10 protein-coding genes are annotated in these 12,255 nt (G+C 74.8%); 3 read left to right on the top strand and 7 right to left on the bottom strand.

Features of this window, described 5'->3' with window-relative positions; genetic code table 11:
* Nucleotides 1–19 precede the first annotated feature (19 nt).
* The 7 genes from ACFVHB_RS29925 to eccB form a co-directional block, all read right to left on the bottom strand.
* A complete protein-coding gene (locus ACFVHB_RS29925) occupies nucleotides 20–316 on the bottom strand; it encodes a hypothetical protein (protein WP_380328444.1) in 297 nt (98 codons plus the stop codon).
* Entirely contained in the window at nucleotides 309–752 is a 444-nt protein-coding gene (locus tag ACFVHB_RS29920; protein ID WP_380328442.1) for a YbaB/EbfC family nucleoid-associated protein, read from the bottom strand. Before ACFVHB_RS29920 ends, ACFVHB_RS29925 begins: the two co-directional genes overlap by 8 nt.
* Before the next feature lie 144 nt (nucleotides 753–896).
* Nucleotides 897–3,122 (bottom strand): hypothetical protein, encoded by a 2,226-nt coding sequence (locus ACFVHB_RS29915; protein WP_380328440.1) that lies wholly within the window; start codon nucleotides 3,120–3,122, stop codon nucleotides 897–899.
* Between the two features lie 166 nt (nucleotides 3,123–3,288).
* Nucleotides 3,289–3,717, bottom strand: a complete 429-nt coding sequence (locus tag ACFVHB_RS29910; protein WP_380328438.1) for a hypothetical protein — start codon at nucleotides 3,715–3,717, stop codon at nucleotides 3,289–3,291.
* A 31-nt stretch (nucleotides 3,718–3,748) separates the two neighbouring features.
* On the bottom strand, nucleotides 3,749–4,039 hold the full coding sequence (locus ACFVHB_RS29905) for a WXG100 family type VII secretion target (protein WP_380328436.1): 291 nt from the start codon (nucleotides 4,037–4,039) through the stop codon (nucleotides 3,749–3,751).
* 38 nt (nucleotides 4,040–4,077) lie between these two features.
* A complete protein-coding gene (locus tag ACFVHB_RS29900; protein WP_380328434.1) occupies nucleotides 4,078–4,416 on the bottom strand; it encodes a hypothetical protein in 339 nt (112 codons plus the stop codon).
* Nucleotides 4,417–4,505: 89 nt separating this feature from the next.
* Nucleotides 4,506–5,969 (bottom strand): type VII secretion protein EccB, encoded by a 1,464-nt coding sequence (gene eccB, locus ACFVHB_RS29895; RefSeq protein ID WP_380328432.1) that lies wholly within the window; start codon nucleotides 5,967–5,969, stop codon nucleotides 4,506–4,508.
* Between the two features lie 253 nt (nucleotides 5,970–6,222).
* Here eccB and ACFVHB_RS29890 point away from each other — a divergent pair, with 253 nt between their 5' ends.
* The 3 genes from ACFVHB_RS29890 to ACFVHB_RS29880 all read left to right on the top strand — a co-directional run bounded on the left by ACFVHB_RS29890 (nucleotide 6,223) and on the right by ACFVHB_RS29880 (nucleotide 12,204).
* On the top strand, nucleotides 6,223–9,090 hold the full coding sequence (locus ACFVHB_RS29890) for a BTAD domain-containing putative transcriptional regulator (RefSeq protein ID WP_380328430.1): 2,868 nt from the start codon (nucleotides 6,223–6,225) through the stop codon (nucleotides 9,088–9,090).
* Nucleotides 9,091–9,125: 35 nt separating this feature from the next.
* A complete protein-coding gene (locus tag ACFVHB_RS29885) occupies nucleotides 9,126–9,938 on the top strand; it encodes an MBL fold metallo-hydrolase (protein ID WP_380328428.1) in 813 nt (270 codons plus the stop codon).
* A gap of 271 nt (nucleotides 9,939–10,209) precedes the next feature.
* Nucleotides 10,210–12,204, top strand: coding sequence for a discoidin domain-containing protein (locus tag ACFVHB_RS29880; protein WP_380328426.1), 1,995 nt, complete (start codon nucleotides 10,210–10,212; stop codon nucleotides 12,202–12,204).
* The last annotated feature ends 51 nt before the right edge of the window (nucleotides 12,205–12,255 follow it).

The raw sequence follows: 12,255 nt of genomic DNA, 5'->3' as shown, positions 1-12,255 counted from the left end.
CGGCGGGGGCCGCTTCGGGTCAGACCGAGTCCTTGGCGTCCTGGTCCGCGTTGTTCAGCAGGTTCGAGGTGTGCTTTCCGCCCTTGCGTGCGGAGTCGAGCGTCTTGCGGACCTCGTTGAGCAGGTCGGTCAGGTTCTCCGTCGGCTTGTCCACCTTGGCGTGGTAGTTCTTGCCGATGTCGTCGCGACCGGCGGACTCCGTGTTGAACTCGTTGATCTCCTTGACCCTGAGCTTGATGCCGTCCATCAGTTCCGTGATGTCGTCGAACTGCCCGAAGGATTCGAGGTCGGAGAGGGCGGTGAGCTTCTTAGCCACGGAACTCCTCCTGCCGGTTGCGGCGGCGCTTCTCCGCCTCGGCCTCCTCGGCGTGGCCGGGCCGCATCGAGCGCAACGGCTCCAGCAGGTCGTCCAGTCCGGCCCCGCCGGTCATCGAGCCGGCCAGGGCCTCGCCGAGCCCGCTGAACTGGCTCATCGACGCGGCGACCCGCTCGCCGATCTCCGCCCGCGCCTCGTTCAGGACGTCGGTGAGGACGCGGCCCAGCTGGGCCGGGGCCATGTCGCGGTAGGCCGTGCTGTGGAAGGTCAGCGAGACCACCTGGCCCTGCGCTCCGACCTTCGCGGTGACCAGGCGGTCCTTGGTGGTCACCGTGGCGGTGGCCGCCTCCAGCTCCTTGGCCACGGCCGCCATCCTGGTCTGCTGCTCGTCCAACGCGGCCAGGGCCTGGTCGATCTGCTCGGCGAACGACGCCATCGCCGACACCTCCGTCGTCTCGTCGTACGACGTGTCCCGGACCCCACGGGGGAAGGGCCCGGAACACGTCTGCTTCTGGGTTGTCCGATCCGTTCTACGGACGGACGGGGCCCGGCGGTTCGGCCGGTGCGCGGCGGTGCCGGCTCAGCGGCCGATGACCCCGGTGACGCCACCGCCGTCGGTGCCCCAGACCTCCTCGTCCTCGGCCAGCCAGGTGGTGCGCTGCCGGTCCTTCTCGCCCTGCCCGGCCCCGCCGGCGGCGCCGCCCATCGGCGGCATCATCGGCCCGCCCGTCCCGCCCGTGGTGGAGACCCTGCGGCCCATCAGCTCGGCCTCCTCCGCGGCGGTGGCGGCCGCCGACCGCTCGGCGGCGAGGCGGCGGGCCTCGGTGGCCTCCCGGGTCGCCAGCTCGGCCGCCGACCGGACGGCGGGGTTGGACGCCAGCCGGCCGCCGATTCCGACGGACGGCGGGCCGAGGGTGGTACCGCCCGGGCGCGCTGCGCCGCCGAGACCGCCGATCCCCCCGAGGCCGGAGGAGGCGCCGAACCCGTCGTCGCCGAAGATGCCGGCGCCCGAGCCGGTGGAGCGGCTCCCCGAGCCGAGCCCGCCGAGCCCGCCCAGCCCTCCGAGGCCGCCCAGCCCGCCCAGCCCGCCCAGTGACGAGCCACCGGAGGAGCCGCCCACGCCACCGAGGCCGCCGCCGACCGCGCCGAGCCGGGTGGCCAGGGCCTGCTCCTCGTCGGTCAGCAGCTGGTCCTGCTGGGTGACGGGTTTGCCGTTGGCGTCCTTGACCTCGCCGTCCTTGGTGATGGTGTGCCCCTTGCCCAGCACGACCGGGTTCCCGTTGGCATCGCGCAGGAGCCGGCCGTCGGGGCCGGTCACCGTGCCGTCGGGGTTGAGCGTGGAGCCGGCCGGGACCCGGAACGGACCGGTGGTGGGCGGCTTCCCGATGACGGTCCCGGCCGGCACCGTCCGGGGCTTCCCGTCGGCGCCCAGCAGCGGCTTGCCGTCCGGGCCGATCAGCTCGCCCTTGCCGTTGACCGTGGTGCCGGCCGGGACGAGCAACGGCTTGCCGTCCTGGCCGAGCAGCGGCTTGCCGTCCTTGTCGAGCAGCGGGGCCTGCCCGGTGCCGGAGCCGCCGCCGAGCCCGCCTCCCAGGCCGCCGCCACCGCCACCCAGGCCGCCTCCGGTCCCCGTCTTGGGCGGTCCCGGCGGCGGGGTGGTCTTGATGGTCGGTGGTGGGACGGTCGGGCCGTCCTTGTTCCCGTCCGTCCCCGGCGGCTTCTTGTCCCCGGTGCCCCCGGTGCCGTCCCCGCCCGGTTCCGGGGCGGGGGGCGTCGGCAGGCTGAAGACGGGCGCGGTGAAGACGAGCAGACTGCGCAGCTTCGAGTAGACGGTGCTCAGGTCCCGCATGACCTCGGCCGCGGGCCCGTCGAGCGTCTTCGCGGCGAAGTCCGACCAGAGGGTCTTGGCGTTCTGGTCCACCGCGGTCCAGAAGGCGGGATCCTTCGGAACCGGTCCGCTGGGGTTGGTCAGATTGCCGAGGGTGTCGCAGTGGATGGTCTGCACGGCGTCGAAGAACGCCTTCTGGCAGCAGAGGGCCGGCCAGTTGTGGCCGTAGTCCGCGTAGTTGAAGGTCCAGTCGCTGCTGCCGTTGGCGGTCCTGCCCTCGTCCCACCAGGCGCTGAACGCCGTGCGGAGCTTGGTGAGCCCCACCCGGAGGTGGCCGTCCGCCAGCAGCAGGCCGTTCGGGAGGTCGACGTTGCCGAAGCTGCCGAAGGGCCCCGGCGACAGCACCATGTCCCGGGTCGTCTCCAACGGGATCAGAGTCTGGTGGAGTTCGCCCCGGAAGGCGAGCAGGACCTGCTTGAACCGGCCGGCGGTGGTGCCCTGGAGGTCGCTGTCCGGAACGTCCAGGTCACTGACCCAGGTGTCCACCAGCTTGATCTGGTCGCCGAGCCAGGTCTTCACGTTGGTGATCGTGGTCGCCGCGGCCTCGAAGCTGGCCGTGCTGACGGTGTCGCTCTCGTAGGGCGCACCGACGAGCGGGTCCAGGATCTCGGTCGGGGCGTGGGTGAACTTCTCCAGGGGGGTACGGCTCTTCGACCCCTCCGGCGAGGTCCACTGGCCCCAGTCGAGGATGGCGTTGATCCGCGCCGTCGGATTGTCGGCGTCACCCCAGTAGGCGTAGAGGTCGATGGTCTTCTGCTGATCCGCGTTGGGGGAGGTGAGCGTGTTCTCGAGGCGGATCCACGGCTTTCCCGAGACCACGTCGACCCGGTTCCCCACGGAGTCGCCCTGCTGCGACGATGCGAAGGCCTTCAGCGCCCCCTCCCAGGCGAACGCGTTCTGGGGTGTGGGACTCGTCATCTCGGCTCCTGGTTGGTGTGGTGCGGGGCGCCGGGAGGACACCCGCGGGGCGAGGTGCCTGCCGGACCGGCCGGTCCGGTCCTCGGGACGCCGTGCGGCGGCAGCGGACGGCAGCGGGGCCGGTCTCCGGACTCCCGGCCGGTGGACGGGAGTCCGGAGACCGGGCTCAGGGTTTTCCGCCGGCGCCGCCACTACCGCCGGTGCCGCCGGTGCCGCCGCCCAGCGCCGTCGACAGGAGCGTCGTGAACTGGGCCGTGGTCAGCGCCTCGTCCTCGCCGTTCTGCAGGATGTCGTGGGCGGCCCGCAGCCTTTCCCGCATGGTCACCACCCTGGTCTGCATCGTGGTGATCGAGGTGGACACGCCGGTGCAGAACGCGGTGAAGTCCTGCTGCAGGAGCAGCCCCATCTCGAACGAGTCGCCGCCCCCGGGCAGGATCCCGTTGTACGGCGGACCGAGCTTCGGCTTGCCGCCGTTCTTGGCCATCACGCCGAGGTGGCTGATGTCCTGATTCTCCGTGGCGGCGTCGATGAAGGCGTTGAACCGCTTGGCGAACTCCGCGAAGCCGGCGTCCGTGGCCTTGAACTTCTCGCCCATTCCCGTCCTCCTCCCGGTCTCCCGAGACCGTTCAGAAGGCCTTCGACGCGGTCGCGTCGGCGTGCTTCATGGTGGCGTGCATCTGGCCGAGCAGCGAGGCCGCGGTGCGGATGTCCGTGCGCATGTCGGCCTCGTTCTGGTTCACCACCCGGAAGAACTCCTGGAAGGCGGTGGCCGCCGCGCCCGCGAAGTGGCCGCCGTCGATCACGCCCTTCAGCGTCCCGACCAGTTGGTCCATGTTGCTCTCCATGGTGGAGCCGGCCTGCTGGAGGTCGCTCACGGCCTGGTCGATCGACTCGTGCCGCAGCTCAATGTCCGCCATCGCGATGTTCCTCTCGGTCCGATTTCCCGTTCACGCCGTCACTTGCCGCCGAGGCCCTGGTAGATGCCGTCCGAGGCACCCCAGTTGCCACCGATCACGTGCGCGTCCTCCTCGGCGTTGTTGAGGATCTGGTTCGCGCCCTGGGTGCTCTCGGTGAACCGCTCGAAGGCCTGCATGATCTGCTTGTAGCGCGCGACCCAGTCGTTGACCTTCTCCTGGAAGGCCCGGCTGGCACCGGAGACGTAGCCGGCGGCGATCTCCTCGTTGATCCGCTCGACCGTCTGGCCGGAGGTGATCATCGCCGCGATCTGGTGCTCCAGGCCGGCCAGGGCCTGTTGGATCGCCGCGTCTTCCTTGTTCAGCACGGGTGACGTCACCGGTGTGCTCCTTCCCTCGGTCCGCCCGGGCCGAGAACTCGGCCCGTACACGCGTCAACTGGCTCAACGGCCGCTTCGGGCCCTCGGGTTCACCCGCACGCCGGCGGGTTCACCGGGGCCGGCGGTGCCACCACCGCGGCGGCCCCCAGGGCGGCCGGGTCGAGGCTCGGCCCGGTGGGCAGCAGGCCCAGCACCGCGGCCGGGACGGCGACCGTCGCGTTCTCCGGGTAGCCGAGCTGCTTGACGGCGGCGGCCGGCAGCCCGTACTTCACCCCGGTCTCGGTGACCAGGTACCCGGTGTTGCCGCCACCCGCGCCGGAGAGCGCCCGGACGAGGGCGCCGCCGCCCGGCCGGACGGCGATCCGGTCCGCGACCGGGCAGCCCGCCGTCACCCCGGGCTGGGCGGCGGGCGGGCGGCCGGCCGCCGCGTCGGCACCGGCCAGGACGGTGACCGTGCCGACGGGTGCGGCGGCCCCGGTGTGCAGGTCCGCGCAGACGCCCTCGCCGCGGGCCGGCGCGACCAGGCCGGGCGGCGCCTCGGGCAGCCCGGCGGCGGCCGGACCGGCCGACGCGGACGGCGCGCTGTGCGCGGCGAGGTCGTCCGCGCCGATCGGCGCGGTGACGGGGGCGTCCTTGCCGTACGCCTCGCGCTGGGTGCGCGGGTCGCCGCGCAGCAGCTCGTACCTGGTCCGGCTGAGCGGGACCAGGCCTTCCTGGGTGAGCAGGTAGTGGAGGCCGCCGGGCGCCTCGAAGAGCTGCCCGATCCGGGTGGGCCGCCCGGCGAGGTCGGGCCCGGCACTGCCGCGGCCGGGCACCGCCGGGGCGGCCAGGTCGGGGCCGGCGGGCAGCGCGTTCACCAGTCCGGCGGGCACCGGGAACGGCGCGGTGCCGTCGTACCCGAGTGCCTGGAGAGCCGAGTTGGTGGTGTCGACGCGAAGCCGCTGCCCCTGCCACAGCAGGTGGACCGCGCCGTCCGGGGTGCTGACCAGCACGCCCTGCCCGGCGGCCGGCGCCCTGCCCTCGCGGGGCGGGTCCACCAGCAGGGCGAGCCGCGGGACGGGCGGACTGCCGGGGCCGTTCGGACCGGGCTCGGTGGTGCCGCAGACCAGCCAGGTGGTACCGGCCAGTCCGTCGGCCGCCGGCAGGCCGTCGGGCGCACCGACGATGCCGACCGGCCCGCCGCGCGGGACGGCGGCGACGGAGTCCCGGGCGACCTGTTTGACCACCATCCTGTCGCCCGCCACGAGCTTGGCGCTGGTGTCGTTGAGCACCGGGTGCAGCTGTCCGCCCAGGTAGAGGTAGCGGGCGCCGTTCTCCTCGACGACCACCAGGGTGCCGGGTTCGGACCAGTCGGTGCTGCCGCCGGGCTTGACCGCTCCGTAGACGGCGACCCCGAGGCCGATCAGCACCGCCACCGCGAGGCCGGTCAGCGCCCCACGCGTGGTGCGGCCGGTGGGGGTGTCGGGCGCGTCGGGCTCGGCCCGCAGCATGCCGGAGGCGAGCCTGTTCATCACGAACAGGTGTGCCTGCACCTGGTCGCGTCGGGACTGCATCCAGTTCCTCCCTGGGCTCTCCGGGCCGGGGCCGGGCGGGGCGCGGATCGCGCCCCGCCCGCGGGACGCCGGAGCACGCCCCCACCCCGCTGTACGGCCTCGGCGGGCCGGGGAGTTCACGCCGGCTCCGGCATCCGCCCGGCGGGTGCCCCCACCCGCCGGACGGCGGGGTGCCACCGGGGTGTTACTCGCGGGTAGGATGCGCTACCCGGCAGGACGGGCCGGACCGGCGACACGGGCAGGACGGGAACCCATGGAGATACGGCTGCTCGGTCCGGTCGAGCTGCGGCGCACGGACGGCTCGGCCGCCGCCGTCGGCGGGCCCCAGCGGCGGGCGGTGCTCGCGCTGCTGGCCCTGGAGCTCGGGCGGACGGTGCCGGTGGAGCGGTTCTGCGAGCTGCTGTGGGAGGACCGGCCGCCGACGCATGCCAGGGCAGCGCTGCAGGGGCACGTCGCGGCGCTGCGCAAGGCGCTGGCCGGCTCCGGGTTCACCCTGCACACCCTGGCGCCCGGCTACCGGCTGACGGGGGATCCCGAAGCGGTGGACGCGCTCGCCGCCCGGGCGCTGGCCGCGCGGGCGGCCGGGACGGCCGACGCCGACGCCGCCGCGCTGCTCGGCCGGGTGCTGGAGCTGTGGCGCGGTGCGGCACTCGCCGGCCTCCCGGCCACGCCGTCGTGCGCCGGGCTGGCCGGCCGACTGGACGCGGAGCGGACGGCGGCGCTGATCGCGTGGGCGCAGCGCCAGCTGCGGCTCGGGCGGGGCGGGGAGGCCGTCCCGGCGCTGGAGCAGTGCGTCCGCGCGGACGGGCTCCACGAACCCGCCGTGGCCCTGCTGATGCGCTGTCTGCACCAGGGCGGCCACGCGCCGAGGGCGCTGCGGGCCTATCACCGGGCGCGGGCGCAGCTGGCCGAGGAGCTCGGCATCACGCCGGGGCCCGCGCTGCAGCAGGCGCTCGCCGACGTCCTGGCGGGCGCCGACCGGGCCGAGGACACCGCCGCCGCGACCGACCCGCCCGGCCGCCCACCCGGCCCCGACGCCGGCCGGCCGGACACGCCCTCCGCCGGCACCGCCCCTCCCCACGCCACGCTCCACGCCCTGGACGCCCCGGGACCGCCCCGGGGGTTCGTCGGCCGCGAGGCCGAACAGCGCTGGCTGGACGCCCAGTGCGGGCCGGAACGGACCGGTGACGGTCTCGCCGTGGTGACCGGACCGGCCGGGGTGGGCAAGACGGCGACCGTGCTGCGCTGGGCGCACCGGGCGGCCGCCGGCTTCCCGGACGGCCTGCTCTTCGCGGACCTGCGGGGCTTCGAGGCGGCCGGGCCGGCGGACCTGTCGGCGGTCCTGGCCCGCTTCCTGCGGGCACTCGGCCTGCCCGAGGCCGTGATCCCCGGTGACCGGGCCGGCCGGGCGGCACTGTTCCACGGGCAGACCCGGCAGCGCCGGCTGCTGGTCGTCCTGGACAACGCCCGCTCCGCCACCGACGTCGCCGGCCTGCTGCCGGCCGGTGCCGGCTGCGCGACCGTGGTGACCAGCCGGAACAGCCTGGAGGACCTGGCGGTCACCGAGGGCGCGGCCCTGCTGCAGGTCCCCGCGTTGCCGGCCGCCGACGCGTACCGGCTGCTGGAGCGGCACCTGACGGCGCAGCGGGTGGCGGCCGAGCCGGAGGAGGCCGGGCGGCTGGCCGGGCTGTGCGACCGGCTGCCGCTGGCGCTGCGGATCGTGGCCGCCCGGCTCGCGGCACGGCCGGGCCGGCGGCTCGCCGACCAGGTCGCGGAGCTGGCCGACGAACGCACCCGGCTGGCCGCGCTCGGGACGGCCGGGACGGTCAGCGTGCGGTCGGCACTCTCCTTGACGTACCAGCACCTCCCCCACGACGCCCGCGAGCTGCTCGCGCTGCTGACCGTCCACCCGGGCACCGCGGCGGACCCGGCCGCGGCCGCCGCGCTGCTCGACACGGACGCCGCGGGCGCCCGGCGGGCGCTCGGCCAGCTCGCCGCGCACCACCTGGTCACGGAGCACGCACCGGGCCGGTTCGGCCGGCACGACCTGGTCCGGCTGTACGGCGCCGAGCTGTTCGCCGGGTTCGGGGCGGAGGAGCAGCGGCGGGCGTTCGGGCGGCTCGCCGACTACGCGCTGGTCGCCGCCGGGCTGGCGGTGCAGCGGTTCAGCCCGTACCACCGGCCCTACCGGCCGCCGGGCCCGGAGCCGCGGGCGCTGCCCCGGCTCGCCGACGTCCCGGCCACGCTGGCGTGGTGCCACGCCGAGGAACCGCTGCTCCGCGCACTGGTGACGGCCGCCGCCGAGCGCGCCGACCACGAACGCGCCTGGCGGCTGGCCAGGGTGACGGCGGCGCTGTACTACGGCGCCGGGCGGGTCACCGACCGGCTCGACTGCCTCCGGGTCGGGCTGGAGGCCGCCCGGCTGCACGGCGGCCGGGAGGGGCTGGCCGCCATGGAAGCGGCCACCGCGTGCGCGCTCGGTTCCAGCGGGCGCGTCGCGGAGGCGCTGCCGATGGCCCGCCGGGCGGTCGGCCGCACCGCCCCGGAGGACGGCGAGCTGCACATCCACGCGCTGTCGGTCCGCGCCTCGATGACCGCGCTGGCCGGCGATCCGGTGGAGGCCGACCGGCTCGCGCGGGCCGCCATCGCGCTGATCCGGGCGACCGGACTGCGCGAGCACGCGGCCACGGTGCTCAGCAACACGGCGGCGCTCAAGGTCATGCTGGGCGAGCCCGCCGCGGCGCTGGAGCACGCCCGGGAGACCCGGGCGCTGCTGGCCGACCACCCGACGGCCAACGCCCACCTCTGGGCGATGGTCAGCGAGGCGCTCGCCCTCGGGTCGCTGGGCGAGCGGGCGGCGGCCGAGCAGGTCTGGCGGGAGGCGCTGCACCGGTGCCGGTCGACCGGGAACGTCCGGCTGCACGCGATGACCGAGCGCTACTTCGCCGAGTTCCTGACCGCGACCGGCCGGGCCGCGGAGGCGGGCGAGCACCTGCGGGCGGCGGACGAGCTGTACACCGAGCACGGCGACGTCCGGCTGGCCGAGGGCCTGGACCGGCGGCTCGCCCCGTCCGCCGGCGCCGGGCCGCGGCCGGGCGCCGCCAGCACGCGGATCGCGTAGGGTCCCCCCACCACCACCGTAGTTCCGGAGGCGACATGACCGTCCATCACCTCGACTGCGCCACGATGTGCCCGCTCGGCGGCCGGCGCCTGATCGGCAGCGGCGGGCCGCTGGTCGGGCGGCTGTCGGCGCACTGCCTGCTGGTCGAGGGCGACCGGGGGCTGCTCCTGGTCGACACCGGGTTCGGGACCGGCGACCTCGCCGACCCCCGGCGGCTCGGGCGGACGCTGCGCTGGGCCGCCCGGCCGCGGCTCGACGCGGCGGCCACCGCGGTGCGGCGGATCCGCGCGCTCGGCCACGACCCGCGCGACGTCCGGCACATCGTGCTCACCCACCTCGACCCCGACCACGCCGGCGGCATCGGCGACTTCCCGCACGCCCGGATCCACGTCCTCGCCGACGAACTCCGGGCCGCGCTCGCCCCCGCGAACCGGGCCGAGCGGGACCGCTACCGCAGCGCCCAGTGGGCCCACGGCCCGCACTGGGCCGAGCACCGGCCGGACGCCGCCGACGAGAGCTGGTACGGCTTCCGGGCCCTCCCCGTGCTGCCCGGCGACGCGCCCGACTTCCTGCTGGTCCCGCTGCCCGGCCACACCCGCGGCCACTGCGGCGTCGCCGTCCGGGACGCGGACCGCTGGCTGCTGCACTGCGGCGACGCCTACTTCTCGCACGCCGACGTCGACCCGGCCGGCCTCCGCCGCCCGCCCGGCCTGACCGCCTTCCAGCGCCTGGTGGCCGCCGACAACCCCACCCGCCTGGCCAACCTCTCCCGCCTGCGCGAGCTGCGCCGCAACCACGACGCCGAGGTCCGCCTGATCTGCGCCCACGACCCCGCCGAACTCGACTAGCCCGATCTTCGAGCAACGACCTCGAACGGGCCGCCGACCCCCAGTCCGCGCACGGCTATTGACTCTTTTTCCAACAGTGGCGATTCTCGTCACACCGAGTGCGCGGTCATGACAGCCGGCCCGGACGGGCCGGTCCGCGCGTCCCGGACGGTGCCCGGTGCCGGCCGCGCCACCCCCCTCACCTCGGACACGGGTGGTGACCATGCACCAACTCCCCCATCGCAGGCGCGGATTCGCCACACTTCTGGCCGCACTCCTCACTCTGGCCGCCATGGTGTTCGCCGCTCCGGCGCCCGCGGCACCGGGCGACCCGGGCTGGTGGAACCCCACCGCGCGGCCCGCGCCCGACTCGCAGGTCAACGTCACGGGCGAGCCCTTCCGCGGGACCGACGCCCAGGGGCGGGTCCGGGGCTTCGTGGACGCGCACGACCACATCATGGCCAACGAGGGCTTCGGCGGCCGGCTCATCTGCGGCAAGGCCTTCTCCCCGGACGGGGTGGCCGACGCGCTGAAGGACTGTCCCGAGCACTACCCCGACGGCTCGCTCGCCATCTTCGACTTCATCACCAAGGGCGGCGACGGCAAGCACGACCCGGTCGGCTGGCCGACCTTCGCGGACTGGCCGGCCCACGACTCGCTCACCCACCAGCAGAACTACTACGCCTGGATCGAACGGGCCTGGCGCGGCGGCCAGCGGGTGCTGGTCAACGACCTGGTCACCAACGGGGTGATCTGCTCGGTCTACTTCTTCAAGGACCGCAGCTGCGACGAGATGACCTCCATCCGCCTCCAGGCGCAGAAGACCTACGAGCTGCAGGCGTACATCGACACCATGTACGGCGGGCCGGGCAAGGGCTGGTTCCGGATCGTCACCGACAGCGCGCAGGCCCGCGAGGTGGTCGCGCAGGGCAAGCTGGCCGTCGTCCTCGGCGTGGAGACCTCCGAGCCGTTCGGCTGCAAGCAGATCCTGGACGTCGCCCAGTGCAGCCGGGCCGACATCGACCGCGGCCTGGACGAGCTGTACGGACTGGGCGTGCGCAGCATGTTCCTCTGCCACAAGTTCGACAACGCGCTGTGCGGGGTGCGCTTCGACGAGGGCGCGCTCGGCACGGCGATCAACGTCGGCCAGTTCCTCTCCACCGGCACCTTCTGGAAGACCGAGAAGTGCGCCGGGCCGCAGCACGACAACCCGATCGGCCTCGTCCCGGCGCCCGAGGCGCAGAAGCAGCTTCCGGCGGGGGTGGCGGTGCCGGCCTACGCCGGCGACGCGCAGTGCAACAGCCGCGGGCTGACCGAGCTCGGCGAGTACGCGGTGCGCGGGCTCATGAAGCGCAAGATGATGCTCGAGGTCGACCACATGAGCGTCAAGGCGGCCGGGCGCTCGTTCGACATCCTGGAGTCCGAGTCCTACCCGGGCGTGATCTCCTCGCACAGCTGGATGGACCTCGACTGGACCGAGCGGGTCTACAAGCTCGGCGGTTTCGTCGCCCAGTACATGCACGGCGCCGAGGGGTTCAGCGCGGAGGCCAAGCGCACCGACGCGCTGCGCGACAAGTACCACGTGGGGTACGGCTACGGCACCGACATGAACGGCGTCGGCGGCTGGCCGGGCCCGCGCGGGGCGGACACCGCCAACCCGGTGCGCTACCCGTTCCGCAGCGTGGACGGCGGCTCGCTCATCGACCGGCAGACCACCGGCGCGCGCACCTGGGACCTCAACACGGACGGCGCCGCGCACTACGGTCTGGTGCCGGACTGGCTGGAGGACATCCGGCTGGTCGGCGGCCAGGACGTGGTGGACGACCTCTTCCGCGGCGCCGAGTCCTACCTCTCCACCTGGGGGGCGTCGGAGCGGCACCGGGCCACGGTGAACGTGGCCGCGGGCCGCCCGGCCGCGGCCAGCACCACCGAGTGGTGGAACCCGTTCGTCAGCTTCGCACCCGGCCGGGCGGTGGACGGCGACCCCGGTACCCGCTGGGCCAGCGAGTGGAGCGACGACCAGTGGTTCCAGGTCGACCTCGGCTCCACCAACCTGGTGGGGCGCGTCACGCTGGACTGGGAACGCGCCTACGGGCGGGCGTACCGGATCGAGGTCTCCACCGACGGCGGCGGTTGGCAGTCGGTGTGGTCCACCACCACCGGGGACGGCGGCCTCGACACCGTGCGGTTCACCGGCGTCCCGGCCCGCTACGTCCGCGTCCACGGCGTGCAGCGCGGCACCCAGTGGGGCTACTCGCTCCACGAGGTCGGCGTCTACAGCGGCTAGGACGCGTCCGACGGCCGGTTCGGGCCGGGGCCGCGCGGCCCCGGCCCGAAC

This window comes from Kitasatospora sp. NPDC127111 (assembly GCF_042677465.1).
Taxonomy (GTDB): domain Bacteria; phylum Actinomycetota; class Actinomycetes; order Streptomycetales; family Streptomycetaceae; genus Kitasatospora.
The sequence above is the reverse complement of the archived record's forward strand: the minus strand, read 5'-3'. Positions and strand labels throughout refer to the sequence as shown.